This window comes from Streptomyces sp. NPDC001204, from assembly GCF_053598035.1.
In genome coordinates this window covers 1-26,268 of sequence record NZ_JBSFJL010000007.1, presented here as the reverse complement: position 1 = coordinate 26,268, position 26,268 = coordinate 1, and the positions used below count along the sequence as shown (strand labels likewise).

Annotated in this window: 25 protein-coding genes and 1 rRNA gene; 15 read left to right on the top strand and 11 right to left on the bottom strand. The window is 70.9% G+C overall.

Annotated features, from left to right (window positions below):
- Nucleotides 1-545: 545 nt before the first annotated feature.
- Genes ACWC91_RS11985 through ACWC91_RS11975 form a run of 3 tightly spaced genes read left to right on the top strand, consistent with a single transcriptional unit; the run spans nucleotide 546 to nucleotide 4,449 of the window.
- Nucleotides 546-2,945: an RNA degradosome polyphosphate kinase gene (locus ACWC91_RS11985; RefSeq protein ID WP_374113886.1), complete on the top strand. Its 2,400-nt coding sequence runs from the start codon at nucleotides 546-548 to the stop codon at nucleotides 2,943-2,945.
- The gene (locus ACWC91_RS11980) at nucleotides 2,926-4,002 is read left to right on the top strand and encodes a CHAD domain-containing protein (RefSeq protein WP_225074496.1); all 1,077 of its coding nucleotides are present in this window, start codon (nucleotides 2,926-2,928) and stop codon (nucleotides 4,000-4,002) included. Before ACWC91_RS11985 ends, ACWC91_RS11980 begins: the two co-directional genes overlap by 20 nt.
- 18 nt (nucleotides 4,003-4,020) lie before the next feature.
- A complete protein-coding gene (locus ACWC91_RS11975; RefSeq protein ID WP_225074495.1) occupies nucleotides 4,021-4,449 on the top strand; it encodes an NUDIX hydrolase in 429 nt (142 codons plus the stop codon).
- 14 nt (nucleotides 4,450-4,463) lie between these two features.
- Here the strand turns inward: ACWC91_RS11975 and ACWC91_RS11970 are convergent, their stop codons facing one another.
- Complete coding sequence (locus ACWC91_RS11970) at nucleotides 4,464-4,655, bottom strand: hypothetical protein (protein WP_225074908.1); 192 nt, start codon at nucleotides 4,653-4,655, stop codon at nucleotides 4,464-4,466.
- Between the two features lie 224 nt (nucleotides 4,656-4,879).
- Between ACWC91_RS11970 and ACWC91_RS11965 the strand changes: the two genes are divergently transcribed.
- Both ACWC91_RS11965 and ACWC91_RS11960 read left to right on the top strand, forming a co-directional pair.
- Complete coding sequence (locus ACWC91_RS11965) at nucleotides 4,880-5,680, top strand: hypothetical protein (protein ID WP_281156522.1); 801 nt, start codon at nucleotides 4,880-4,882, stop codon at nucleotides 5,678-5,680.
- Nucleotides 5,681-5,799: 119 nt separating this feature from the next.
- The gene (locus ACWC91_RS11960; RefSeq protein WP_225074493.1) at nucleotides 5,800-6,015 is read left to right on the top strand and encodes a hypothetical protein; all 216 of its coding nucleotides are present in this window, start codon (nucleotides 5,800-5,802) and stop codon (nucleotides 6,013-6,015) included.
- Nucleotides 6,016-6,053: 38 nt separating this feature from the next.
- Here ACWC91_RS11960 and ACWC91_RS11955 read toward each other — a convergent pair whose 3' ends face one another.
- Nucleotides 6,054-6,407, bottom strand: coding sequence for a metal-sensitive transcriptional regulator (locus ACWC91_RS11955; RefSeq protein WP_281156521.1), 354 nt, complete (start codon nucleotides 6,405-6,407; stop codon nucleotides 6,054-6,056).
- 215 nt (nucleotides 6,408-6,622) lie between these two features.
- On the opposite strand from ACWC91_RS11955, the gene ACWC91_RS11950 reads away from it, so the two are divergent.
- From ACWC91_RS11950 to ACWC91_RS11940, 3 genes are read left to right on the top strand one after another with little or no spacing between them, the layout of a single operon-like run.
- Entirely contained in the window at nucleotides 6,623-7,243 is a 621-nt protein-coding gene (locus ACWC91_RS11950) for a DUF47 domain-containing protein (RefSeq protein ID WP_026252685.1), read from the top strand.
- Nucleotides 7,244-7,250: 7 nt separating this feature from the next.
- The gene (locus ACWC91_RS11945) at nucleotides 7,251-8,249 is read left to right on the top strand and encodes an inorganic phosphate transporter (RefSeq protein WP_141360039.1); all 999 of its coding nucleotides are present in this window, start codon (nucleotides 7,251-7,253) and stop codon (nucleotides 8,247-8,249) included.
- 31 nt (nucleotides 8,250-8,280) lie between these two features.
- A complete protein-coding gene (locus ACWC91_RS11940) occupies nucleotides 8,281-8,481 on the top strand; it encodes a DUF5988 family protein (protein WP_141360038.1) in 201 nt (66 codons plus the stop codon).
- Between the two features lie 130 nt (nucleotides 8,482-8,611).
- Here ACWC91_RS11940 and pstB read toward each other — a convergent pair whose 3' ends face one another.
- From pstB to pstS, 4 genes are all read right to left on the bottom strand, one after another.
- Nucleotides 8,612-9,388, bottom strand: coding sequence for a phosphate ABC transporter ATP-binding protein PstB (pstB, locus tag ACWC91_RS11935; RefSeq protein WP_225074491.1), 777 nt, complete (start codon nucleotides 9,386-9,388; stop codon nucleotides 8,612-8,614).
- A gap of 65 nt (nucleotides 9,389-9,453) precedes the next feature.
- Nucleotides 9,454-10,506, bottom strand: coding sequence for a phosphate ABC transporter permease PstA (pstA, locus tag ACWC91_RS11930; RefSeq protein ID WP_225074490.1), 1,053 nt, complete (start codon nucleotides 10,504-10,506; stop codon nucleotides 9,454-9,456).
- Nucleotides 10,503-11,510: a phosphate ABC transporter permease subunit PstC gene (gene pstC / locus ACWC91_RS11925; RefSeq protein ID WP_225074489.1), complete on the bottom strand. Its 1,008-nt coding sequence runs from the start codon at nucleotides 11,508-11,510 to the stop codon at nucleotides 10,503-10,505. Before pstC ends, pstA begins: the two co-directional genes overlap by 4 nt.
- Nucleotides 11,511-11,614: 104 nt before the next feature.
- Nucleotides 11,615-12,745 (bottom strand): phosphate ABC transporter substrate-binding protein PstS, encoded by a 1,131-nt coding sequence (gene pstS, locus ACWC91_RS11920; protein WP_281156519.1) that lies wholly within the window; start codon nucleotides 12,743-12,745, stop codon nucleotides 11,615-11,617.
- 444 nt (nucleotides 12,746-13,189) lie between these two features.
- Between pstS and ACWC91_RS11915 the strand changes: the two genes are divergently transcribed.
- The gene (locus tag ACWC91_RS11915) at nucleotides 13,190-14,767 is read left to right on the top strand and encodes an FAD-binding oxidoreductase (protein ID WP_376502541.1); all 1,578 of its coding nucleotides are present in this window, start codon (nucleotides 13,190-13,192) and stop codon (nucleotides 14,765-14,767) included.
- Nucleotides 14,768-14,825: 58 nt separating this feature from the next.
- Here the strand turns inward: ACWC91_RS11915 and ACWC91_RS11910 are convergent, their stop codons facing one another.
- From ACWC91_RS11910 to ACWC91_RS11900, 3 genes are all read right to left on the bottom strand, one after another.
- Nucleotides 14,826-15,536 (bottom strand): phosphatase PAP2 family protein, encoded by a 711-nt coding sequence (locus ACWC91_RS11910; protein WP_376502539.1) that lies wholly within the window; start codon nucleotides 15,534-15,536, stop codon nucleotides 14,826-14,828.
- 247 nt (nucleotides 15,537-15,783) lie between these two features.
- A complete protein-coding gene (locus ACWC91_RS11905; RefSeq protein ID WP_376502536.1) occupies nucleotides 15,784-16,791 on the bottom strand; it encodes a C40 family peptidase in 1,008 nt (335 codons plus the stop codon).
- Between the two features lie 133 nt (nucleotides 16,792-16,924).
- The gene (locus ACWC91_RS11900; protein WP_225074484.1) at nucleotides 16,925-17,743 is read right to left on the bottom strand and encodes a trypsin-like serine peptidase; all 819 of its coding nucleotides are present in this window, start codon (nucleotides 17,741-17,743) and stop codon (nucleotides 16,925-16,927) included.
- A 480-nt stretch (nucleotides 17,744-18,223) separates the two neighbouring features.
- Here ACWC91_RS11900 and ACWC91_RS11895 point away from each other — a divergent pair, with 480 nt between their 5' ends.
- The 6 genes from ACWC91_RS11895 to ACWC91_RS11870 all read left to right on the top strand — a co-directional run bounded on the left by ACWC91_RS11895 (nucleotide 18,224) and on the right by ACWC91_RS11870 (nucleotide 25,531).
- Complete coding sequence (locus tag ACWC91_RS11895) at nucleotides 18,224-18,532, top strand: hypothetical protein (RefSeq protein ID WP_009189392.1); 309 nt, start codon at nucleotides 18,224-18,226, stop codon at nucleotides 18,530-18,532.
- A gap of 225 nt (nucleotides 18,533-18,757) precedes the next feature.
- Complete coding sequence (locus ACWC91_RS11890) at nucleotides 18,758-19,609, top strand: hypothetical protein (RefSeq protein WP_225074483.1); 852 nt, start codon at nucleotides 18,758-18,760, stop codon at nucleotides 19,607-19,609.
- A complete protein-coding gene (locus ACWC91_RS11885; protein WP_450644600.1) occupies nucleotides 19,599-20,936 on the top strand; it encodes a hypothetical protein in 1,338 nt (445 codons plus the stop codon). The genes ACWC91_RS11890 and ACWC91_RS11885 overlap by 11 nt, the downstream gene beginning before the upstream one ends.
- The gene (locus ACWC91_RS11880) at nucleotides 20,933-22,492 is read left to right on the top strand and encodes an SCO6880 family protein (RefSeq protein ID WP_225074481.1); all 1,560 of its coding nucleotides are present in this window, start codon (nucleotides 20,933-20,935) and stop codon (nucleotides 22,490-22,492) included. The genes ACWC91_RS11885 and ACWC91_RS11880 overlap by 4 nt, the downstream gene beginning before the upstream one ends.
- A 14-nt stretch (nucleotides 22,493-22,506) precedes the next feature.
- Nucleotides 22,507-23,931, top strand: coding sequence for an ATP-binding protein (locus ACWC91_RS11875; protein WP_225074480.1), 1,425 nt, complete (start codon nucleotides 22,507-22,509; stop codon nucleotides 23,929-23,931).
- Between the two features lie 13 nt (nucleotides 23,932-23,944).
- A complete protein-coding gene (locus tag ACWC91_RS11870; RefSeq protein ID WP_450644603.1) occupies nucleotides 23,945-25,531 on the top strand; it encodes a type IV secretory system conjugative DNA transfer family protein in 1,587 nt (528 codons plus the stop codon).
- 9 nt (nucleotides 25,532-25,540) lie between these two features.
- Here the strand turns inward: ACWC91_RS11870 and ACWC91_RS11865 are convergent, their stop codons facing one another.
- Nucleotides 25,541-26,107: a GNAT family N-acetyltransferase gene (locus ACWC91_RS11865; protein ID WP_225074478.1), complete on the bottom strand. Its 567-nt coding sequence runs from the start codon at nucleotides 26,105-26,107 to the stop codon at nucleotides 25,541-25,543.
- Between the two features lie 68 nt (nucleotides 26,108-26,175).
- Nucleotides 26,176-26,268: ribosomal RNA gene (gene rrf / locus ACWC91_RS11860) — 5S ribosomal RNA — on the bottom strand; the annotation flags it as partial.

Here is a 26,268-nt window from a genome sequence, read left to right as displayed (position 1 = left end):
CCCACCGGCCTCAAGGCGCCAGCCGCCTCCTGCCCACGCGCCCGCCACCGAGCAACCGCGCCACCGGCCACCCTCGCGCCCGCCGGATCCGTACTCCCGGCGCGGAGGCGCCCTCCGCCCAGCAGCCGTCCGCCTAGGCCCCACACGCCCGCCACCATCGACCACGGGCCCGAGCCACCCGCGGACCGGCAGACCACCACCCGCGCGCCTTCCACTCAGCCACCCACTGACCGGCCCCCCGTCGCCTGCGCGCGCCGCCCTCCGCATACTCTCGGTCCGTGGGCCCGCCGCCCGCTTCCCAACGGCCGGCCACCCAGCTCCCGCGTGGCCGTGCCGCACACACCGCGGCACCCGCCGCCTGCACGCCCCGCCGAACAGCCGCGCGCCGTCGCACCACCCGCGCGGCCGCCCGCCGGTCCCGAGCCGGTTTCCGGTGTCCCTCAGCCCGGTGGGGGCTCGTATCGTTCCCGGTGGGCCGCCCCACGGTGTCCCGCACGTCATGTGTCCGTAACCGTTGGTTCAGACGGCCTTGCGACGCTCTGGCGGTGAAGCCCGCCGCGCCAGAGCCCGAGCCGCCCCGCGAGGGGACCGCCGCCGTGCTCCCGCGCGTGCCCTTCGACGCGCCTGTCCCGCCGCAGGCGCGGAAGAATAGGTTCATGAGCCAGCCAGACACCCAGGCAGCGCAGACCCCGTCGGCTCCCACCACCCTCGTGGAAGGCCCCGCGGGCCCTGCCACCGCACAGAACCCGCAGCCCTCCGTGGGCTCCATCGCCGCGCACCGCCCGCACACCGTGGCGGCCACGGTCTCCGACCTGGAACCGGACATCGACGCCGACCTCGACGGGTACGTGGAGGCACCGGCCGAGGGGGAGCTGCTGCCGCACGGCCGTTTCCTGGACCGGGAGCGCAGCTGGCTCGCCTTCAACGAGCGCGTCCTCGAACTCGCCGAGGACCCCGGCACACCCCTGCTGGAGCGCGCGAACTTCCTCGCGATCTTCGCCAGCAACCTGGACGAGTTCTTCATGGTCCGGGTCGCAGGACTGAAGCGCCGTATCGCCACCGGCGTCGCCACCCCGTCCGCCTCCGGGCTGCAACCGCGCGAGGTGCTGGAGATGATCTGGGCCCGCTCGCGCGAGCTCATGGCCCGGCACGCCGCCTGCTACCACGAGGACGTCGCCCCCGCACTCGCGGAGGAGGGCATCCACCTGGTCCGCTGGAGCGAGCTCACGGAGAAGGAGCAGGCCCGCCTGTTCACGCTCTTCAGGCACCGCATCTTCCCCGTGCTGACCCCGCTGGCGGTCGACCCCGCGCACCCCTTCCCGTACATCTCCGGCCTGTCCCTGAACCTGGCCGTGGTCGTACGCAACCCGGTCACCGGCCACCGCCACTTCGCCCGCGTCAAGGTGCCGCCGCTGCTGTCCCGGTTCCTGGAGAGCTCCCCGGGCCGCTACGTCCCCCTCGAGGACGTCATCGCCGCGCACCTGGAGGAGCTGTTCCCGGGCATGGAGGTGCTGGAGCACCACACCTTCCGGCTCACCCGCAACGAGGACCTGGAGGTCGAGGAGGACGACGCCGAGAACCTGCTCCAGGCCCTGGAGAAGGAGCTCATGCGGCGCCGCTTCGGGCCGCCGGTGCGCCTGGAGGTCGAGGAGTCCATCGACCGCGAGGTGCTCGACCTGCTGGTGCGCGAGCTGAAGATCAGCGAGGCGGAGGTCTACCCGCTGCCCGGCCCCCTGGACCTCACCGGCCTCTTCCGCATCCACGGCCTCGACCGGCCCGAGCTGAAGTACCCCAAGTTCGTCGCCGGCATCAACCGGGAACTGGCGGAGGTCGAGTCCGCCTCGGCCCCCGACATCTTCGCGGCGCTGCGCAGCCGGGACGTGCTCCTGCACCACCCCTACGACTCCTTCTCGACCTCCGTCCAGGCCTTCCTGGAGCAGGCCGCCGCCGACCCGGACGTGCTCGCGATCAAGCAGACCCTGTACCGGACCTCGGGCGACTCCCCCATAGTCGACGCGCTCATCGACGCCGCCGAGTCGGGCAAGCAGGTCCTCGTCCTGGTCGAGCTCAAGGCCCGCTTCGACGAGCAGGCCAACATCAAGTGGGCGCGCAAGCTGGAGGAGGCCGGCTGTCACGTCGTCTACGGGCTGGTCGGCCTGAAGACCCACTGCAAGCTGTCCCTGGTGGTGCGCCAGGAAGGCGACGACACGCTGCGGCGCTACAGCCACGTCGGCACCGGCAACTACCACCCGAAGACGGCCCGCCTCTACGAGGACCTCGGCCTGCTCACCGCCGACCCGCAGGTCGGCGCGGACCTCTCCGACCTGTTCAACCGCCTCTCCGGCTACTCCCGCCGCGAGACCTACCGCCGGCTGCTGGTGGCCCCCAAGTCCTTGCGCGACGGGCTGATCGCCCGGATCAACAAGGAGATCCAGCACCACCGCGCCGGGCGCCCCGCCGCCATCCGCATCAAGGTGAACTCGATGGTCGACGAGGCGGTCGTCGACGCGCTCTACCGCGCCTCCCAGGCCGGTGTGCCGGTCGACGTGTGGGTGCGCGGCATCTGCGCCCTGCGCCCCGGCGTGCCCGGCCTGTCGGAGAACATCCGCGTCCGCTCGATCCTCGGCCGCTTCCTCGAACACTCCCGGGTCTTCGTCTTCGGCAACGGCGGCGAGCCCGAGGTGTGGATCGGCAGCGCCGACATGATGCACCGCAACCTCGACCGCCGTATCGAGGCCCTGGTCCGGGTCACCGACCCGGCCCACCGGGCGGCCCTCAACCGGCTGCTGGAGACCGGCATGTCCGACACCACCTCCTCCTGGCACCTCGGCCCGGACGGCGAGTGGACCCGGCACGCGACCGACTCGGACGGCCAACCCCTGCGCAACATCCAGGAGATGCTCATAGACGCCCGGAGGCGCCGGCGTGGCACAGCAACACCTTGACCCGACGGACTCCACGGCCGGGAGTTCCCCCGAGTCGCCGACCGCGCTGGAGCAGGGCGGTGCCCCCACCGCCGACGCTCTCGCGTGCTATCTGCGGGCCCAGGCCACGGAGTTCCTCCGCGCGCTGCGCCTGCACCGCGAGACCGGCGGCTCGGGGCACGGCACGGTGGAGTCCGCCGACGCCGCGCGCGCCCTACGCCGCTCGGCCCGCCGCATCAGCGGCAGCGTGCACACGTTCCGCCCCCTGCTCGAGGAGGCCTGGTCGGCGGAGCTGTGCCCGGAACTGGCGTGGCTGTCCGGCACCCTGGCCCGGGAACACGCCTGCCAGTCCTGCCTGGAACGGCTGCTGCTGGCCCTGCACCGGCTCTCCGGAACAGCGGTCCTGCCGGCCCAGCCCACCGAGGAGGTCCCGGGCGGCCGCGGCGTGGACCGGGGCAACCTCACCGTGGGCGCGGCCAAAGCGGGCGCCCTGCTGGAACGCCAGCTCACCCTGGCCCGGACCCGGGCGCACTCGACCGCCCTCCAGGCACTGGGCTCCGCGCGCTTCCACGCCGTCGCGGACAAGGTGGCCGTACTCGCCAGTGACGTCCCCCTCACCCCAGCCGCCGCCACCGCGGACCTGAGCCCGCTGGCCGCCGCCGCCCGGGAGCGCCTGACGGACGCCGTCGCCGCCCTCCCGCTCGTCACCGCCGGCAACCCGTACAACGCGGAGGCCCTGGTCCACGGCCTGTCCCCGGACCCGTCCCCGCACCCGCAGGACGCCCCCTGGCACCAGGTCCGCCTGCTGCTGCGCCTGCACCGGTACGCCCGCGAGGTCCTCGACGGAGCCGACTCGCCCGTGATCGTGCGTCTGCTGGCGGCCGGCCAGGCCCTCGACCGGCACCGCGACGCCTCGGAGGCGGCGGCCGCCGCGGCCTCGGCGGCCCGCACCCCGCGCATCGCCCCGGCGACGGCGTACGCGCTCGGCGTGCTGCACGCGGACCAGCGGCACGAGGTGGAGGCGGCCAGGTTCGCCTTCCAGCAGTCGTGGCAGAAGCAGGCCGTCGGCGCCGGCTGACAGGACGGGTGAACACCGGTGACCGAACCCGACCCGAACGACACGCCCGTCCTGGCGGCCGGCTGCGTGCTGTGGCGCCGCTCGCCGCTGGACGGCACGCTCCGGCTGTGCCTGGTCCACCGGCCGAAGTACGACGACTGGTCCCACCCCAAGGGCAAGCTCAAGCGCGGTGAGGACCCGCTGGCGGGCGCGCTGCGCGAGGTGGCGGAGGAGACGGGCTTCGTCGCCGTCGCCGGCGTCGAGCTGAGCACCGTGACGTACATGGCGGGCGGCCGGCCCAAACAGGTCCGCTACTGGGCCGCCGAGGCCGTCGCGGGACGCTTCACCCCGAACAAGGAGGTGGACCGCGTCCTGTGGCTGTCCCCGGCCGAAGCCCGGAACCGGCTGACCCAGTTCCGCGACCGCGAGCTGGCGGACGAACTGGCGGCGGCCCTGCGCCAGGGCTGAGCGTGCCGGTGCGGTCAGGCGCCGCCCTCGTGCCCCAGCGCGTCCGTGCGGGCCAGGCTGCGGGCCCGGCGGGCCGGCCCGCGCCAGCCGCAGCTGCAGCGGGCCAGGCAGAAACGGCCCTGTTCGACGGTCGTCGCACGGTGTCCCACGGCGTCCCTGCTCCTACGGTCCTCCTGGGCGGGGCTCAGGCCCTCATGCTGCACCACGTCGACAAACGTACCCACGCCAGGTGAACGGGACGTTACCGGCCCCTGTGGATCGGGTGCGTGCGTGACGGGGGCCACCCACTCGTCGTTGACCGGACGACAGGGGCCCGTGACGGACGTAACAGCTGGGGGTAGGCAGGGCGATGGCGGTGCGGCGGCGGCTGGGTGTCCCTCCTGCTCGTGCTCGGGTGAGGCCGGGCGCGCGGGCCGGGACGGGCGGCGCGGTGCTCGCGGCAGCCGTCCTGGCCGGCGCGTGCGCCACCGGATGCTCCGGCGGCGGCGCGGCCGCCGAGGACGCGCGCGCCGCGACCGATCCGGTGCAGACCCTGCGCCAGGCGCCGGACGTGCTGCTGGAGGCGGGCAGCGCGCAGACCCGTACGTCGATGGAGATGGCCACCGGCGGGACCCGTGTGACGATCCGCGGCGAGGGCGGCTACGACTTCCGCGGGCAGCGCGGGCGGCTGACGCTGGTGCTGCCGCAGGACCCGGCCGGGGCCGCCGAGCACGTGCCGATCACCGAACTCCTCGCACCGGGCGCCCTGTTCATGAAGAACCGGGGAGCGGGCGTGCCGGCCGACAAGTGGGTGCGGGTGGACACGGCCACCCTCGTCGACGGCAACCTGGTCACCGGCGGCGCCACCGACCCGTTCGCCGCCGCCGAGGTGCTGCGCGGCACGCGCACGGCCACGTACGTGGAGAGGACCGAGGTCGCTGGGGTACCGGTCCGGCACTACCGGGGCACCGCCGATCTCGCCCTGGCGGCGAAGAGCGCCACGGCGGCCGACGAGGAGGCACTGAACGCGGCGGCGAAAGGGTTCGCCACGACCTCGGTCCCGTTCGACGTCTATCTCGACGACCACGGCCGCATCCGCAAGCTCCGGCAGAGCTTCGCCTTCGTCAACGGGCAGCTGGGGCGCACCGTCGCCGTCTTCTCCACGACGCTGCTGTACGCCTTCGGGACGCCGGTGACCGTGACGCTGCCGCGGCCGCAGGACATCTACACCGGGCGGATCGCCGAGGAGTGAGCCGGGACGGACCCGAACGGGCCGAGAAATGACCGGCGAACTAGCCCTTTGGTGCCATGCGCCGCGCGCGGGCCGCTCCCTACCCTAGGAAGTCGGCAGCGGCAGACGGCAGGGAAGAGGTGACGCGCGTGGCTCCGCTCGGCGGTACGGCAGTCCAGGACCACGTGGCCCTCGCCGAGATAGAGCTGTGCGGCGAGCTGATCATCGCGGCCTCGGCCGCCGAGGAGCGGCTCAGCCTGGAGAGCATCGACGAGGTGCTGCGGGTGGCCGAGGAGCGCGAGGCCTGCACGGGCCGGAGAACGCCGGGGGCCCGCCGGAAGCCTCCCGGCAGGTGAGCCCCACGTACCCCGGCAGCCGCCCGGACCGGTGAGCCTCAGGTGCGCAGCAGCCGCCCGATCGCCTTCGTGGCCTCCTCCACCTTCGCGTCGATCTCCGACCCGCCCTTGAGGGCCGCGTCGGCGACGCAGTGCCGCAGGTGCTCCTCCAGCAGTTGCAGGGCGAAGGACTGGAGAGCCTTCGTGGAGGCGGACACCTGGGTGAGTATGTCGATGCAGTAGACGTCCTCGTCGACCATCCGCTGGAGCCCGCGGATCTGGCCCTCGATCCGGCGGAGCCGCTTGAGGTGCTCGTCCTTCTGCTTGTGGTAACCGTGCGTGACGGGCTCGTGTCCGGTGATTCCGCTCACGTTCTCGGAGGTCGCCGTCGCGCCGGCCTCGGTGGTCGTCATCGCGTCCTCGCTCTCGGAATTCTCGGTACACACCGAGGAGACATACCCCTGGCGGGTATATCGTAACGAATTCTGCCGGGCGGCAGCAGCCTTGGCATGCCCCCGTACCGAGCACGGGGGCTCATGGGCGACACTGGGGGACGGCCCCTTAGCCGTGGCCGGATGATGCGCTTAACATCACCCTGACCCGAACCGAAGCACCCCGAGGACCCCACGTGCGCTTTCGTCTGACCCCCAGGGAGACGAGCTTCTACGACATGTTCGCCGCGTCCGCGGACAACATCGTCACGGGCTCGAAACTCCTGATGGAACTGCTCGGGGCGGACGCTTCCGCCCGGGCCGAGATCGCAGAGCGTATGCGGGCCGCGGAACACGCAGGTGACGACGCCACGCATGCGATCTTCCACCAGCTGAACTCCTCGTTCATCACGCCCTTCGACCGCGAGGACATCTACTCCCTCGCGTCGTCCCTCGACGACATCATGGACTTCATGGAGGAGGCCGTCGACCTGGTCGTCCTCTACAACGTCGAGGAACTGCCCAAGGGCGTCGAGCAGCAGATCGAGGTTCTGGCCCGGGCGGCGGAGCTGACGGCCGAGGCCATGCCGCATCTGCGGACCATGGACAACCTCACCGAGTACTGGATCGAGGTGAACCGCCTGGAGAACCAGGCGGACCAGATCCACCGCAAGCTGCTCGCCCACCTGTTCAACGGCAAGTACGACGCGATCGAGGTGCTGAAGCTCAAGCAGATCGTGGACGTGCTGGAGGAAGCCGCGGACGCCTTCGAGCACGTGGCGAACACGGTGGAGACCATCGCGGTCAAGGAGTCCTGAGGCGTCCATGGACACCTTCGCTCTGATCCTGACCATTCTGGTCGCACTCGGCTTCGCCTACACCAACGGCTTCCACGACTCCGCCAACGCCATCGCGACCTCCGTGTCGACCCGGGCGCTCACCCCGCGCGCCGCGCTGGCGATGGCCGCGGTGATGAACCTCGCCGGCGCCTTCCTCGGCAGCGGGGTCGCCAAGACCGTCAGTGAGGGTCTGATCCAGACACCCACGGGCGGCAAGGGGATGGGCATCCTCTTCTCGGCCCTGCTCGGGGCCATCGTCTGGAACCTGGTCACCTGGTACTTCGGCCTTCCTTCGTCCTCCTCGCACGCCCTGTTCGGCGGCATGGTGGGCGCGGCCCTCGCGGGCGGTACGACGGTGTACTGGTCCGGGGTGCTCGACAAGATCGTCACTCCGATGTTCCTGTCGCCGGTGATCGGCCTGATCGTCGGCTACCTGGTCATGACGGCGATCATGTGGATCTTCCGCCGCACCAACCCGCACAAGGCCAAGCGCGGCTTCCGCATAGCGCAGACGGTGTCCGCGGCCGGCATGGCCCTCGGGCACGGTCTGCAGGACGCCCAGAAGACCATGGGTGTCGTGGTGATGGCGCTGGTCATCGGCGGCGTCGAGACGTACGGCGACCCGATCCCGGTGTGGGTGAAGCTGGTCTCCGCGCTCATGCTGTCGCTGGGCACCTACGCGGGCGGCTGGCGCATCATGCGCACCCTGGGCCGCAAGATCATCGAACTGGACCCGCCGCAGGGCTTCGCCGCCGAGACGACCGGCGCGTCGATCATGTTCGCCACGGCGTACCTCTTCAAGGCGCCGATCTCCACGACCCACGTCATCACCTCGGCGATCATGGGTGTGGGCGCGACGAAGCGGGTCAACGCCGTCCGCTGGGGCGTGGCGAAGAACATCGTCCTGGGCTGGTTCATCACCATGCCGGCCGCGGCGATCGTGGCGGCCTGCGCCTTCTGGCTGATCAGACTGGCGTTCCTGTAGCAGCCGGGCCCGGTGTGGTGACACTGGAACCATGACGAGCAAGGCACTCCTCGAAGGCGGGCCGGAGGACCTCGCGGGCACCGTGGTGCCGGTGGTCCCTCCCGGACAGGAACTGAAGATCCCGCACCTCGGGGGATACGAGCACTACAAGGTCACCTCGCGCCACGAGGACAGCAAGGAAGGACACGTCACCGTCTACCAGTGGTGGGAGCGCACCGAAGTCGCCGAGTGAGCGGCCGGGCGCGCACCCCGGCCGGTGAAATCGCGCGGGCCCGCCCCCGGGAGCCGGGGGCGGGCCCTTCTGCGTCCTCGCGGTGGCACCGCCATGCAGCACCGCGAGGGATCCGGGGAGGACCGGCGGTCTAGCCGAAGCGGCCGGAGATGTAGTCCTCGGTCGCCTGCACGGACGGGTTGGAGAAGATCCGCTCGGTCTCGTCGATCTCGATCAGCCGGCCCGGCTTGCCCACGGCCGCCAGGTTGAAGAACGCCGTGCGGTCCGAGACGCGCGCCGCCTGCTGCATGTTGTGCGTCACGATGACGATCGTGAAGCGTTCCTTCAGCTCGCCGATCAGGTCCTCGATGGCGAGCGTGGAGATCGGGTCGAGGGCGGAGCAGGGCTCGTCCATGAGCAGCACCTTCGGCTCGACCGCGATGGCGCGGGCGATGCACAGACGCTGCTGCTGACCGCCGGAGAGGCCCGAGCCGGGCTTGTTCAGGCGGTCCTTGACCTCGTTCCAGAGGTTGGCGCCCTTGAGCGACTTCTCGACGATGTCGCTCAGCTCGCTCTTGCGGTAGTTGCCGTTCAGCCGCAGTCCCGCCGCCACGTTGTCGAAGATCGACATGGTGGGGAAGGGGTTCGGGCGCTGGAAGACCATGCCCACCTCGCGGCGCACGGCCACCGGGTCGACCCCGGCGCCGTACAGGTCCTCCTCGTCCAGGAGCACCTTGCCCTCGACCCGGCCGCCCGGGGTGACCTCGTGCATACGGTTGAGGGTGCGCAGGAACGTCGACTTGCCGCAGCCGGAGGGGCCGATGAACGCCGTCACCGAGCGCGGCTCGATCGTCATCGAGATGTCCTCGATCGCCTTGTGGGCGCCGTAGTAGGCGGTGAGCCCGCTGACATCGATTCGCTTGGCCATGACTACTTCACTTCCAAAAGTCCGGGGGTCGCTGACAGGCCCCGCGCGGCAGCAGCCGCAGATCGTTAACGGGGGGCCTTCCAGCGGGCGATGCCGCGGGCCACGAGGTTGAGGATCATCACGAAGGCGATGAGGGTGAGCGAGGCCGCCCACGCACGGTCGTACGCCGCGCCCGAGCCCGCGCTGTTCGCGTACTGCTGGTAGATGTACAGCGGCAGCGAGGACTGCGCCCCCTCGAAGGGGTTCGTGTTGATGAAGGGGTTGCCGAAGACCAGCAGCAGCACGGGGGCGGTCTCACCGGCGATACGGGCGATGGCCAGCACGATGCCGGTCGTGATGCCGCCGATGGAGGTCGGCAGGACCACCCGCAGGATGGTGCGCCACTTCGGCACGCCCAGGGCGAGGGACGCCTCACGCAGCTCGTTCGGTACGAGCTTGAGCATCTCCTCCGTGGAGCGGACCACGACGGGCATCATCAGGATGGCCAGGGCCAGCGAACCGGCGAAGCCGAACGGCTGCATCTTGAAGATCAGCATCAGGCTGAGGATGAACAGGCCCGCGACGATCGACGGGATGCCGGTCATCACGTCGACGAAGAAGGTGATGGCCTTGGCGAGCCTGCCGCTCCCGTACTCCACCAGGTAGATCGCGGTGAGCACACCGACCGGCGCGCCGATCAGGGTGGCGAGGCCGACCTGTTCGAGGCTGCCGATGATGGCGTGGTAGATGCCGCCGCCCGGCTCGGTGTCGGCGACCAGGCCCATCGAGTGGGTCAGGAAGTAGCCGTCCAGGACCTTCACACCGCGCTGGACGGTCGTCCAGACCAGGGAGACCAGCGGCACCAGGGCGATCAGGAAGGCGACCCAGACGAGGCTGGTCGCGACCCGGTCCTTGGCCTGGCGGCGGCCCTCGACGCGGGCGGCGATGCCGTACGTACCGAGGACGAAGAGGATGGCGGCGATCAGCCCCCACTGGACGCGGCTGTGGAGGCCGCCCACCAGACCGATGAGGACCGCGACGACGAGCGAGCCGAGGGCGATGGCCCACGGGGACCACTTGGGCAGGCTGGCGCCGCGCAGACTGCTGGAGCGCTTGTCGGCGATGGCTGCGTGGCTCATGCGTTGGCCCCCGAGTAGTCCTTGCGGCGGGCGATGATCAGACGGGCCGCGCCGTTGACCAGCAGAGTGATGACGAACAGGACCAGACCGGAGGCGATCAGCGCGTCACGGCCGTACTCCGTCGCCTCGCTGAACTTGCTGGCGATGTTCTGGGCGAAGGTGCCGCCGCCCGGGTCGAGCAGGCTGCCGTGGATGAGGAAGTCCGGGGAGAGCACGGTGGCGACGGCCATCGTCTCGCCGAGCGCACGGCCGAGGCCGAGCATCGAGGCGGAGATCACGCCGGACCGCCCGAAGGGCAGCACCGACATGCGGATGACCTCCCAGCGCGTGGCGCCGAGGGCCAGGGCCGCCTCCTCGTGCATCCGCGGGACCTGACGGAAGACCTCACGGCTGACGTTGGTGATGATCGGCAGGATCATGATCGCCAGCAGGATGCCGACGGTGAGCATCGAGCGGGGGGCACCGCCCTCCCAGGAGAAGACGCCGGTCCAGCCGAGGTAGTCGTTCAGCCAGCCGAACAGTCCGTCCAGGTGCGGGACCAGCATCAGCGCGCCCCACAGGCCGTACACGATGGACGGCACGGCGGCGAGCAGGTCGACCACGTAGGCGATGGGACCGCTCAGCCGGCGGGGGGCGTAGTGCGTGAGGAAGAGCGCGATGGCAACCGCGACGGGGACCGCGATGACCATGGCGATGATCGAGGAGACCACCGTGCCGAAGGCCAGCACGGCGATGCCGAAGACCGGCGGCTGAAGGCTGGTGTTCCACTCGAAGGTGGTCAGGAAGTTGCCGTGGTCCTTGCTGATCGCCAGGGAGGCACGGTAGGTGAGGAAGACCGCGATCGCGGCCATGATGACCAGCAGCAGGATGCCCGACCCACGGGTGAGACCGAGGAAGATCCGGTCTCCGGGGCGGCTGGCGCCGCGGGCGGCACGCTTCTGCTCGGCCTCGGCGGGCTGTGGGGAAGGCGCGTCGGCGCCTGTCGTATGCGTTGATATGTCCATCGGGATCTCCGGTCTGCGGAGACGTACGCGGGCGTACGTCTCCTGGCGGCGGTGCACCGGACGGTGCGGCCCGGACCCCGCTGGGGGACCGGGCCGCACTCGGATCAGCTCAGGCCGTCGATGGTGGTGCGGACCTTGCTGATGATCGCGTCAGGGATCGGCGCGTAGTCGTTCTCGGTGAGGATGTTCTGGCCCTCCTCGCTGGCGATGTAGCGCAGGAACGCCTTGGTGGCCGGCAGGGTGTCGGCCTTGTTGCCCTTGTCGCAGACGATCTCGTACGTGACCAGGACCATCGGGTAGGCACCCTCGGCCTTGGTCTTGTAGTTCAGCTGCAGCGCCAGGTCGCTGCCGGTGCCGACGACCTTGGCGTCCGCGATGGCCTTGGTGGCGTTCTCGACGGTGGCCTTGACCGGAGCCGCGGCGCCCGTGTTGATGTCGACCGTGGACATGTCCTTGGCGTACGACAGCTCGAAGTAGCCGATGGCGCCTTCGGTCTGCTTCACCTGCTGGGCCACACCGGAGGACTGCGGAGCCGCCTGGCCGCCCTTGGCCTGCCAGGCCTTGCCGCCCTCGTACTTCCAGTTCTCGGGGGTGGCGGCCTTCAGGTACTTGGTGAAGTTGTCCGTGGTGCCGGACTCGTCCGAGCGGTGGAACGCCTGGATCTTGAGGTTGGGCAGCTTGGCGTCGGGGTTCAGCTTCTTGATCGCCGCGTCGTCCCAGTTCTTGATCTTGCTGTCGAAGATCTTCGCCAGGGTGGGAGCGTCGAGGACCAGGTTGTCCACGCCCGGGACGTTGTAGCCGAGCGCGATCGGGCCGCCGACCATCGGCAGGTCGATGCCCTGACCGCCATCGGTGCAGACCTTCTGGGAGGCGGTGACCTCTTCGGGCTTGAGCGCCGAGTCGGAACCCGCGAAGGCCACCTGGCCCTGGGTGAACGCCGTGACACCGGCGCCGGAGCCGCCGCCCTTGTAGTTGATCTGCACACCACAGGCCTGGCTGAACTGCTTCACCCAGGCGTCGATCGCGTTCTTCTGCGCCGAGGAGCCGTCGGCGAGCAGCTGGCCCTTGGCGTCGTCGCACTTGATGGAGCTGTTGGTGGCCGCGGTGCTGCTGTCGCTGCCGGCGTTGTTCTTGCCACCGGTGTCGTCGGAGCCGCACGCCGTGAGGGCCAGGGCGCCGGAGACGGCGAGTGCGCCGAGAGCGAGTGCCCGCCGGGTCTTGCGCTGAAGCTTCACTTGAGTTCCTTCCAAGAGCCGCCGTCCTGTCCGGCGGCGTGCGAGGGTGTGAGCGACACCGATGCACCGACCTGCGCATCAGCACCGGGTAAGGCCGAAATTAGGCAGAACAGGTGAAGCCGCCGATTGCCGGAAGTGAACGCGGGGTGAACCCCTGCCGACAGTGCGGTGAGGTCACGGAATGCTTACGTCGAGGCCACGGAGGAGACATGGCCGGAAGGCCGGTCGCCACGGACACGGGGGCGCGCCGGACACCGGGGAGTCCGCCGAGTTCCCCTCCACGCAGACTGCACCGCGCCGGCGGCCCGCGCGACCGATGCGGCCCGCGCTCGCGTGTCGGTGACGCTCCGACCGCCGTACTGTGGCAATCCTGCGGCGTGGTTCCCCGGAACCCTCCGGGCCACCTCGTCGTCTCGTTCCGCAGGAACGACAGGAGGTGCGGGCATGGAACGACGGACTTTCCTGGGGGGCGGCGCGGCAGCGGTCGCCGCGATCGCGACGAGCGCGTGCAGCGGCAGGGGCGGGGTGACGGCCCGGACGACCGCCACGGGGATGTCGGCGGTCTCCGGCACCCCCGCCGCGAGTACGGCGCCGAGAACCACCAGCCCCCCGGCCGTGACCGGCTGGGCAGCGCTCGCCCGCTCCCTGGACGGCACCCTGGTCCGCCCCGGCGACGCCTCCTGGACGACCGCCAAGCAGCTCTACAACACCCGCTTCGACAGTCTCAAGCCCGCCGCGGTCGCGTACGTGGCCCACGCCGAGGACGTCCGGACGGTCCTGTCCTACGCCCACGCCCACCACGTCCGCGTCGCCGTCCGCAACGGCGGCCACTCCTACGGAGGCTGGTCCTCCGGCGACGGCCGGCTGATCATCGACGTCTCCAGGCTCAGCCAGGTCCGGGCGAGCGGCTCCTCGGCGGTGATCGGCGCCGGCGCCAAGCTCATCGACATCTACCGCGCGCTCACCGCGAAGGGCGTGACGATCCCCGGCGGCTCCTGCCCGACCGTGGGCATCTCCGGCCTGGTCCTCGGCGGCGGCCACGGAGTCGTCGCCCGCGCCTACGGCCTGACCTGCGACAGCCTGACCCGGGCCACCCTCATCACCGCGGACGGCAGGCAGCTGACCGCCGACGCCACCCAGCACAAGGACCTGTTCTGGGCGCTGCGCGGCGCGGGCAACGGCAACTTCGGCGTCGTCACCGAACTGGGCTTCAGGACCCACCCCGCGCCCCAGGCCGTGTCGGCCTACCTGAAATGGCCCTGGGCGAAGGCGGCGGCGGTCGTGAAGGCCTGGCAGGACTGGGGCCCCGGCCAGCCGGACGAGATCTGGTCGTCCCTGCACCTGGAGAGCCCGGCCGGCGGCACGCCCACCGTGTCCGTGGCCGCCTTCTCCCTGGGCACCTACGGCGCGTTGCAGAACGCGGTGGACCGCCTGGCCTCGGCGGTCGGCGCCCCGGCGTCGAGCGTGTCGCTCAGGCGCCACTCCTTCGAGCAGGCCATGGAGGCCTACGCCGGCTGCTCGTCCTTCCCGGTGGACGCCCAGTGCCACCTGCCGGGCACGACCCCCGGCCGCTCCCCGCAGGGCAAGCTCCGCCGCGAGACCTACGCGGCCCGCTCGGACTTCTTCGACCACTCCCTGTCCTCGGCCGGCATCCAAACGCTGCTGGCCCGGCTGCGCTCGGTGCGGGGCGGCGCGGGAAGCATCGCGTTCACCGCGCTCGGCGGGGCGGTCAACCGGGTCTCCCCGACGGCGACGGCCTTCGTCCACCGCCGCTCCCGCATGCTGGCCCAGTACGTCGCCTCCTGGCGCCCCGGCACCACCGGCTCGGCGGCCCAGTCCTGGCTGACGTCGGCGCACAACGCCATGCGGCCCTACGCCTCGGGCGCGGCCTACCAGAACTACAGCGACCCCACCCTCAGGAACTGGCGCACGGCCTACTACGGCGACGCGGCGGCCCGTCTGACCAAGCTGAAGCACCAGTACGACCCGCAGGACTTCTTCTCGTACCCGCAGGGCCTGTGAGGCCCGGCCGCGGACGGCCGTACCGCCGGGGCGCCGCGACGGGCCCCGGGGCGCCCGGCTACGCCGCCAGGTCCCGCTCCTCCGACGACGCCCGCTCCTCGGAGGGGCGGTCGCAGACCACCGCGTCGCCCGCACCGGCACCGGCACCCCGCGCGCGCACCAGCCGGCCGCCCCACGCCGACCTCTCGACCGCCTTGAGCAGCGGCGTGAGCAGAGCCATGGCCAGGGGGGAGAGCAGCAGCGCGACTGCCGTACCCAGCGCGAACCCGCCGACCACGTCCGTCGGGTAGTGCACGCCCATGTACACCCGGCAGAACCCCTCGAACAGCGCCAGCCCGATGCCCACCAGGCCGAAGCGCCGGTCGACGACGAACAGCGCGACCGCCATCGCCATGGTGATGGTCGCGTGGTCGCTCACGAAGGAGTAGTCGGTCTTCCCCTGCACCAGGACGTCCAGGCCCTGATGGTCCAGGAAGGGCCGGGGCCGCTGCACGAAACCCCTTATCGGCACGTTCACGAGCACCGCGAGACCGGCCGCCAGCGGCGCCCACACCAGCGCGGCGACGGCGGACGCCGCCCCCTCGCCGCCCCGGCGCCGCACGGACCACCAGCACCACAGCACGAGCAGCACCATGGCGAGCAGCAGCCCGTACTCACCGACGTACTCCATGACCCGGTCGAACCAGCGCGGCGCGTCCTTGGCCAGGCTGTTGATGTCGTAGAGCAGGTCGACGTCGGGGTTCGACCCGGATTCGGCGAGTCCAGCCATCCTGCTGAGGCCCCTTCGTCGTGTCGTCGCGGGCGCACCCGGCGTGCGCCGCCCCTGCCCACCCCCGTGGTCGTAGATCCGCTTCCGCCGCGCGCGCAGGGCACACACGTCACCGGTCGCGCACTTGGCTACGTCAACACCAACGCACGACCCTGATGGCTGCGTTCCGCACTCCACCGAATGATCACGCAGACGTTATCGAAGAGAGACTCGTCGCCGCAGCTCAGGGAGTTGGTTCAGCGCCCGTTCACACCGCGGTGGGGAGCGCTTTCGCGCCATCCTCGGTGACCCTGGTGGCCCCGAAGTAGTCGGGTGTGTCGATGGGATCGAAGCGGATCACGGCGCCCGGTCTCGGCGCGTCGATCATGTACCCGCCGCCGACGTAGATGCCGACGTGCCGGATGGCCCGCGAGTTGGTCGGATCGTCGGAGAAGAACACCAGATCCCCCGGCAGCAGTTCGTCCCGCTTGGGATGGGGACCGGCGTTGTACTGGTCGTTGGCGACCCGCGGCAGCGTGACCCCCACGCTCTCGTAGGCGGCCTTGGTCAGCCCCGAGCAGTCGAACCGTCCGCCCTGCTCAGCGGTGCCGTTCCCGCCCCACAGATAGCGCGTACCGAGCTTGCTCTGCGCGAAGGAGATGGCCACGGCGGCCTGTTTGGAGGGATCGACGCGGGTGACGGGGGCGGCGAAGCTCTTCTCCAGGGTCGTGATCGTCTTCACGTAGTTCCGGGTCTCCGCGTACGGCGGCACGCCGCCGTACTTGATCACCGCGTAGGCCCCGGCGTTGTAGGCGGCTAGCATGTTGTGGGTCAAGTCGCCCGGCACGTCCTTGACGTACGACGCGAGTTCGCAGTCGTAGGACGCGGCCGACGGAATCGCGTCGCCGGGGTTCCAGACGTCCGCCTTCCCGTCGCCGTCGCCGTCGATGCCGTGCGTGGCCCAGGTGCTCGGGATGAACTGCGCTATCCCCTGCGCCGCGGCGGGGCTCCTGGCGTTCGGGTTGAACCCGCTCTCCTGGTACAACTGGGCAGCCAGCAGAGCCGGGTTGATCGCTGGGCAGAGGTTGCCCCACCTCTGCACGAGGGACTGGTACGCGGCCGGCACGGCGCCCTTGGCGAGCCCCACGGCCCCGCCGCCCGCCCCGCCCGAGATGTTCCCCGCGACGACGTACACACCGACGACGAGCAAGGTGACGAAGCTGAGCCCGGAAGCGGCGGCGGCGGCCGCCACGATCCATGCCTTACGCACCGTCAACCGCCCCTCGTCGCACGGGAGTCCGCCGTCGACAGTGTAGAGGTGCCCACCGCGCTTTTGAGGTGATCACACACGGGCGCAGGGCGGCACGGCGGCCGGCCGCCGTGCGACCCCGCCGGGAGCGCGCCGCGGATCAGGGATCGGCGGTCGCGCGCTTGTAGAGCTCCGCCGCGCCGGCCCCGAGGACCACGCTGTACGAGGTGTCCGCCGTCGAACCGCCCGCCTCGTGGCCGCCGAGCACGCCGACGACCTCCTGGTGCTCGTTGATCCACGGGCTGCCGCTGGTGCCGCCGGTGAACTCCGGGCAGTCGATGCGCTGCTGGGTGCCGCTGTGCGCCTGCGGCCTGTTGGTGCAGCTGATGGGCGCCTCACGGGAGTCCGGGTAGCCGGTGAGGGTGACCGTGGTCGCCCCGGTCGACGCCCCGGTGACGAAGCGGTTGGCACCGACGGCGTCCTCGACACCCTTGCCGCCCTGCGGGGCGAGCACGGCGAAGGCCATGTCGCTGTCCTCGTCCTGGTGCGCGGACCAGTCGTCGGGCAGGAAGCGCCGCCCGACCGTCCACACGCCGTAGGGCGCCCGGCCGTCCCGGTACCCCGGCACGAACACCAGGCCGGAGTCCCCGCTCAGGCAGTGGGCGGCGGTGACGACGAGGTTCCGGTGGGGGCTGTGCACCACCGAGGCCGTGCAGAAGTGGTTGCCGGCGAGGTCGCCGGCCTTGTCCGCGCCGAAGAGCGCCCCGACCCGGGCGCTCTGCGGGGTCTTCGACGTGACGGCGGTCACTCCGAGCGGCCCGCTCGCCCCGAGCCGGCCGGGGCCGTCGTGCGCGGCCGCGACGGAAGCGGAGGTCGCGGCCAGCAGCACCAGAGCGGCGAACAACGCCCGCGCACGTGCCCGGCGATGCCCGGGCCGTGCGCGATCAGCGGTGCTCTTGATACCTGTGGTGCGCTTCATCAGGCTCCACTGTGATGGACGAGGGTGAGAATCGGACCCCGACTTCCCTGAGATTCTCCTGTGAAACGCCCGTTCATCGTATGACCGGCCTCACACCCCCTCCCGACCTGCCCCTCCCGGCGCGGCCCGCTCGACGGCCCGTTCGACGGCCCGCTCGACGCCGGATCCGGCGGACACGCGAACGCGGTGCCGCCGCGGAAAAGCGTGAGACCATCGGCCACGGACGACCGCTCACCCGACTGGTCGTCAGAAACCGTACCGGCACGGAAGAAACGTCAACGACGGAACCACACCACGGGTTGCGTTCGGACTTCATTGCCCGGCGTGACCTGCCGTGATACACAGAGTGACCATACGTACGAAACCCACCAGGCAATGCCGCCAAGTCGACATACGGCGGCGTCATTGTCGGCGAGAATGGGCCTGACCTCTGCACAAGGGCAGGGGACGCGGAACTACCCAACAGGGGCGGTGACTTACATGCTCTTTGCGGCCGACAAGGGAGACATCAACACCATCATCGGCGGGATCGCTCCGAACTGGGGCCCCTTCGGCAGCCTGGGCAACGAGGCGAAGGTGATGATCGAGGTGGTGATGGCCGTGGCCATCCTGCTCTGCCTCGGCATCGCCGTCTGGGGCGCCGCCAAGCAGCGCATCGGCGCCACGGCCCTGCGCGACACGTTCAGTGCCGAACAGGGCAAGGGCCTGATCATCGCCGGTCTGACGGGCGTGTTCATCATCGGTTCACTCGGCACGCTCTTCACCATCGTGTACGGCATGGCCGTGTAACCGGCGCACACCCGCGCATGCCGCGCACGGTGCTCCGTGCGCACCGCCGGCCGGACCCTCCGGGCGCGCCCGGTGCCCCCGCTGCCCCTACCCACCCACCGTGCCCACCGGCCGAGGTTGCGTTTCCCTGATGTCGAGTCACCACACCGCGTCCACGCGGGAACCAGCACGGCTACCGTCGTACTTCCACGCATTCCGGTACGAGGTCGAGGGGGCGGAAGGCGCATGAGTCGCTCAGACGGGCACGGGTACGGCGATTCGGCGCGCGCCGACGACGGGCCGTACGCGGGCGGGCAGACCCGCACCCGGCTCCCGGACCGGCCCGGCGACCCCTACGGCGGCGCGCGGCGCGGCGGCCGCTCGTCCTCGCGCAGCCTGATCACGGTGGTCGCCGTGGTCGTCCTCCTCATCGCCGCGATCGCCTTCGCGAACCGCTCGGGAGGCCGCTCCCCCGCCGCCGGCGGCAACGCCGACAAACCGAAGGCGGCGGCGACCGCGGCCACCGGCAAACAGCCGGTGCAGACGAAGACGAACGGAATCCCGTCGGGGTTCGCACACGACGAACAGGGGGCGCAGAGCGCTGCCGCGAATTACTCGGTGGCACTCGGCTCGGCGGACATGTTCCGAGCCGACCAGCGGCACCGGATCGTCAATGCCGTCTACGCCCCCGAGGTCGCCACCCGTCGCCAGTCGGACCTGGACAGCGCGTACTCGAGCGAGAAGTTCCTCAGCAACATCGGCCTCAACAAGGACGGCTCCGCACCGGCCGGCCAGACGTTCATCTCCCGCGTCGTCCCGGTAGGTACCAAGATCACATCGGTGAGTTCGAGCGAGGCGACCGTAGCGGTCTGGTACACCTCGCTCTTCGGCCTGTCCGGCGAGGCGTCGACCAACCCCGTCACCGAGAGCTGGTACACCACCACGTACCAGCTGACGTGGGTCGACAACGACTGGAAGATCACCGACTTCCAGCAGGAGGACGGCCCCGTGCCGGTCGGCCGCGACCAAAAGGCCTCCACCGCCGACGACATGACGAAGGCCGTCGAGGAGTACGGAGGGTTCACGTATGCGCGCTAACCACCGCTTGCTCAAGGTGACGGCCGCCGTCGCCGCCGTACAGACCGCTGCCGTGCTGCTGGCCACCCGTGCCGCCGCCGACCCCTCGCCCGACCCGAGCCCCTCGCCGACGGGCAGCAAGGACCCGTGCGGACTGATCCGGGGTCCTGCCAAGGAGTACTGCGAAAAGGGCAGCGGCGGACAGCGGTCCAACGGCCTCACCACCGACCCCACCTCCACCCTCGACCCCCTCTCCTCCCTCGCCAAGGGCTGTGCCGACGCCGCCTCCTGGACCGTCACCAAGCTCAGCAAGGCCGTGCAGGAGACCGCGAACGTCGACTTCACCAACCAGAAGTTCCTCCAGCAGTACGCCGTCGTGTTCGCCGCGTCGACCGTGCTCACGCTGCTGCTCTGGCTGCTGGCCGTGGCCAAGCGGGCCGTGCGCGGCGTGCCGCTGTCCACCGCCATCTCCGAGGCGGTCGGCTTCCTTTGGCTGACCGTGCTGGCCTCGGCCTTCACCCCGCTGATCCTCTACACGGTCGTCTCGGCCACCGACGGCGTCTCCGACGTCCTCGCCAAGGCGACCGGCGACCAGGCCGGCACCTTCTTCGGCACGTTCTCCGCCGCGCTCGCCAAGGGCGAGAACATCGGCGGCGGACCGATCATGCTGATAGTCGTCTCCCTGGTCTCCATCCTCGCCGCCGGCGTGCTCTGGCTGGAACTCGTCATCCGCGCCGCCCTGCTGTACGTCGGCGCCCTGCTCGGCACCGTCGTCTACGCCGGGCTGGTCGACAAGAACCTGTGGGGGCACGTACGCCGCTGGGCCGGAATCATGATCGCGGTGATCCTGGTGAAGCCGGTCATCGTGATCGTGCTCGGGCTCGCCGGCGCGCTGTCCTCGGGCGACAACGGACCCGGCGCCTTCTCCGCGGTCGTCTCCGGCCTCGCGATCATCCTGCTGGCCATCTTCGCCAGCGCCATGATCTACCGGTTCGTCCCGGGCTTCGGCGACGAGATCGCAGTCGGCCGCAACAACCGCATCATGCAGGGCGCCGAGGGCAAGGCCGCCGCGGTCATCAGCTCCCCGGCCAGCCTGGTCGCACAGGGCATCAAGACCCACAGCACCCGGGCCGACAGCAACGGCGGTGGCGGCGGCCAGTCGTCCGCGCGCCCGGCCAACCCGGTCTCCGGCGGCGTCGCCGCGCACAGCGCGCGCGTCCCGGACGGCGGCGGCGGATCTGTCCCCTCCGCCGCGCCCGCTCCCCGCGCACCCAGCCCGGTGAACACCCCCCACGCCGGAAGCACCCGCAAGAGCAGTACCAACCGCACGGGAGGTGAAGGGCGTTGACGACCGATTCCCATGTGTCCCACACGGTCACGCCCCGCCGTACATATCTGATCGGCCGCGCCCGGCCGAACGCGATCGTCGGCCGCAACCGCGAGACCGGTGAGATCGTCCTGATCATCGCGGGCGCGTTCATCGGCATGATGTGCGGCCTGCTGGTCCCGGTGCTGCCCCTGCGCATCGTGCTGCTGACCGGCTTCCCGCTGCTGTCGCTGGCCGCGGTCTACGTGCCGTACCGGCACCGCACGTTCTACAAGTGGTTCGAGATCAACCGCAGTTACAAGCGCACCGTCAAGAGCGGCGCCGTCTACCGCTCGGGCGTGATGGAGGCCGGAACGGACCTGGACGGCCGCGAGGTCGAGATCGGGCCGCCGCCCGGCATCGGCCGGATCACCTGGCTCGCCGCGCCGTTCGGACCGGACGAGATCGCCGTACTGCTGCACGCCGACCGCAAGACGGTCACCGCCGCCATCGAGATCGAGGGCCCCGGCGTCGGCCTGCGCGACTCCGAGGACCAGGAGGCCCTCGTCGACCGCTTCGGCACCCTGCTCAAGCACGTGGCCAACGGCGACGGCTTCGTCACCCGCCTGCAGATGCTCGCCCGCACCCTCCCCGCCGACCCCGACGCCCACGCCAAGGACGTCACCGTACGCGGGAACGAGCGGGCGCCGCAGTGGCTCCGGGGGTCCTACGACCAACTGCAGTCCATGGTGTCCACCAGCAGCGAGCAGCACCGCGCCTACCTCGTCGCCTGCATGCACTACACCCGCGAACTCGCCGCCGAGGCCCACGCCATGGCACGGGCCGCCCGGCCCCAGGCGGGCCGCAGACTGGACCGGGACGCCGGACTCGCGGTCGTCATGGCCCGCGAGCTGACCGACATCTGCTCCCGGCTCCAGGAAGCCGACATCCGCGTACGGCAGCCGCTCGGTCAGGGACGGCTGGCCTCGCTGATCCACTCCATGTACGACCCGGACCACCCCATCGACCACATCCAGGCGATGACCAAGCGCAACGCCTGGCCGGCCGAACTGGACGCCATGGAGCCGACGTACCTCCAGGCCAAGACCCGCGAGTCGGCGACCCGCGAACCCTGGTGCCACGCCACCGCCTGGGTCAAGGAGTGGCCGATGACCCCGGTCGGCGTGAACTTCCTCGCGCCCCTCCTCGTCCACACCCCGGACGTCATCCGCACCGTCGCCGTCACGATGGACCTCGAACCCACCGAGGTCGCCATCGAGCGCATGCTGACCGAGAAGACCAACGACGTCGCCGAGGCCAGCCGCGCCGCGAAGATGAACCGCACCGTGGACCCGCGCGACGTGGCCGCCCACAGCCGCCTCGACCAGCGCGGCGAGGACCTCGCCAGCGGCGCGGCCGGCGTCAACCTGGTCGGCTACATCACCGTGTCCTCCCGCTCCCCCGAGTCCCTGGCCCGCGACAAGCGGACGATCAGAGCCTCGGCCGGAAAGTCCTACCTGAAACTGGAGTGGTGCGACCGCGAGCACCACCGCGCCTTCGTGAACACGCTTCCGTTCGCCACCGGAATCCGACGGTAGGGGCTGATGCTCTGATGCGGGACCCGCTGACCGCACTCACGGACGCCTTCACATCCTTCCTGTTCGGGAAGGTGGAGACGACCCGGCTGCCGGTGAGAACGTCCACGGGCCAGGCCCAGGCCGTCTACCTGCCCACCGCCGCGCCCGGTCTGGGCGACTCGGGCGTCATCATCGGGCGCGAGGTGTACTCCGGGAAGGGCTACATCTACGACCCCTTCCAGCTGTACGGCCAGCAACTCCCCGCGCCGCACTGGCTGGTGCTCGGCGAGTCCGGCAACGGCAAGTCGGCGCTGGAGAAGACCTACGTCCTGCGCCAGCTCCGCTTCCGCGACCGCCAGGTCGTCGTCCTGGACGCCCAGGGCGAGGACGGGGTGGGCGAGTGGAACCTCATCGCGGAGGAGCTGGGGATAACGCCGATCCGGCTGGACCCGATGGCGGCCCTGGACCACGGCATCCGGCTCAACCCCCTGGACCCGTCGATCACGACCACGGGCCAGCTGGCGCTGCTGCGGACCATCATCGAGGTCGCGATGGGCCACGGCCTGGACGAGCGTTCCGGCTTCGCGCTGAAGGTCGCCCACGCGTACGTCAACGAGACGATCGTGGAACGCCAGCCGGTGCTGTCGGACATCGTCGAGCAACTCCGGCACCCCGAACCGGAGTCGGCCGAGGCGATGAACGTCGCCATAGACGACGTACGGGCCTGGGGCCTGGACGTGGCACTGGTCCTGGACCGCCTGGTCGACGGCGACCTGCGCGGCATGTTCGACGGCCCCACCACGGTCGGCATCGACCTGGACGCGCCCCTGATCGTCTTCGACCTGTCCCACATCGACCGCAACTCCATCGCCATGCCGATCCTGATGGCGATCGTCGGCGTGTGGCTGGAGCACACCTGGATCCGCCCCGACCGCAAGAAGCGCATCTTCCTGGTCGAGGAGGCCTGGCACATCATCAACAGCCCGTTCGTGGCCCAGCTGTTCCAGCGGCTGCTGAAGTTCGGCCGCCGGCTGGGTCTGTCGTTCGTGGCCGTCGTCCACCACCTGTCCGACGTGGTGGACGGAGCGGCGGCCAAGGAGGCCGCGGCGATCCTGAAGATGGCCTCCACCAGGACGATCTACGCCCAGAAGGCGGACGAGGCGAGGGCGACGGGACGGGTGCTCGGCCTGCCCAGGTGGGCGGTCGAGATCATCCCGACCCTGACGCCCGGTATCGCGGTGTGGGACGTCAACGGCAATGTCCAGGTGGTCAAACACCTGGTCACCGAGACCGAACGGCCGCTGGTGTTCACCGACCGCGCCATGACGGAGTCCTCCAGCGACCGCCACTCCGACGACACCCTGCGCGCCGCGGAGTTGGAGGCCGAGGAGCGGGCGGCGGCCTTCATGGGACAGCACATCGCCGACCTGGACGGCTCCTCGGAGTCGACGGTGGCCTAGAGGGGACGCACGCGTGAGACCGGACGACCGCGACCACGGACAGGGCCGCCAGGGCCGGCGGGACGGCCAGGGCGGCGTTCCCGACAGCCTGCTGGTCGGCGTCCTGGCCTTCCTGCTCGGCATGACCCTGCTGGTGTGGACGGCCACCGGACTCGCCGGCCTGTTCGCCAACGGCTCCTGGCCCTCCGGGGTCGCCTTCGCCCGCACGCCACTGGCGATGCGCCACCTCATCGCCGACTCGCACGACATTCCCGGCGCCTGGCCGGACACCGCACCGGAGCGGCTGTCGGGATACGGGCTGTTCTGGGGCCTGTTCATCGGCCAGTTGATGGTGCTGTTCGTGCTGACCGTGTTCGTGCTGGGCACGGTGGCCCGGTGGAGAGCCGGGAGAGCGCGCAGACGGGCGGAGAGAGAGGCGGCCCAGGAACGGGCGGCGGCGCCGGAGCCGCAGGTAGTGCCTGCGCCGGTTCCCCAGGAGGTCCCCGCCCAGCGGACGACCCCGGAGCCCGGACGGCCGCTCGTGGCCGCCCAGCAGGCCGCGGAGGCCCCACAGACCGTGGATGTCCAGCAGCCGGTCGAGGCAGCGCGGCCCGCGGACCGGACGGCACCCGCGACGCCCCTCGCACAGCCCCTCGTGCCCTTCGCCGCCGGCGGCCATGGCGGGCCGGCCGGCGGGCGGGAGAAGGTCCTGATCGCGCCGCGAGAGGCCCGGCAGGCGGCCGCGGCGCAGGCGATCCGGGACGCGGCAGGCCCAGCGCTCGTCATCACGTCGAACCCGGCCGTGTGGCAGGACACGAAGGACTCCCGGGCCAAGCTGGGCCCGGTCCTCCTCTACGACCCCGTCCACCTCTGCGACACCCCGGCCCGCCTCCACTGGTCCCCCACGGCGGGCTGCGAGGACAGGGCGACGGCGGCCGCCAGGGCCGCCGCGCTGCTCGCCCCGGTCCGCCCCACCGCCAAGGTCGACCAGGCGACCGGCGACACCGCGGAGACCCTTCTGCGCAGCTTCCTGCACGCCGCCGCCATAGACGGCCGCGCCGTCCGCCACGTCCACCGCTGGGCGCAGGGCACACAGGTCCAGGAGGCCGTGCGAATCCTCCGTACGAACCCCAAGGCCGCCGCCGGATCGGCCGGCGAGCTGGAGGCCTCACTCACCTCGCACCCCGAACGGCGGGACCTTGCCCAGGAGTTGACCGGTCGAGCGCTGGCCTCACTGTTCACGGTGAACATCCGCGAGGCCTGCACTCCAAACCGAACTGATGCCGTCGCCTTGGATTCCTTCGTGAACGAAGGGGGCACGCTTTATGTGGTCGGCGAATCCCTCGAGGATCCCCGGACCAACCCGGGTGCGATGCCCCTCCTGACGGCACTCGCCTCAAGCGTGGTCGAGCGCGGCCGGCGCATGGCCGAACGGTCATCCTCCGGTCGCCTCGACCCACCACTCACACTCGTCCTGGACGACGTGGCCGCCGTCGCCCCGCTGCCCCAGCTCCCGGGGCTGCTGGCCGACGGAGCCGACCAAGGGCTGCCCACGCTGGCCCTGCTCCGCTCCCGCGAGCAGGCACGCGCCCGCTGGCCGCACGACGAACTCCCGGCATGACCAGGGCCCTCAGGGGCGTTCGAGGACGTACTCCAGCTCGGACTCCGCCGAACCGGCCGTCAGCGGCACGGTGACCCCGCTCGGCAAAAACCCGATCCTGCGATAGAAACGCAGGGCCCGCCCGTTGTCCTCGTGCACGATCAGCCGCACCCGCTCCACGCCGGTGTCCCAGGCCCATTGCACGGCCTCGTCGAACAGGACCTCGGTCAGCCCGCACCCGCGGTGCTCGGGCCGCACGTAGACACCGACGACATGTCCCTGCCGCCGCTCGACCGGGAACCCGGCCCAGTCCGTCGTGCCGGCCTCCTCCACGAGTACGGTCACGGTTCCGGCCCACTCGCCGTCCGGCCCCTCCACGACGAACTGCCGGGCCTCGTCCGACCCCACGGCGGCCCCCGCCGTCCGCTCCTGCCAGAACGAGTCCGGCCTGGCCACGGCGTCGTCGTACGTCTCCAGAAAGGCGAGGTGGGCCACCGGGTCCTGGAGCGCGACCAGCCGTAGCGCCTTCGCGGCGGGCCACTCCTCGGTGCGCACGGCACGGACGACGTACTGTTCGGTGCTGCTGGGGCTGCTCATGGGGCCACGGTAATGCACCAAAACAAAAGGGCCCACACCTTTTCGGTGTGGGCCCTTTCTTAAAATTTGTTCGGCGGCGTCCTACTCTCCCACAGGGTCCCCCCTGCAGTACCATCGGCGCTGTGAGGCTTAGCTTCCGGGTTCGGAATGTAACCGGGCGT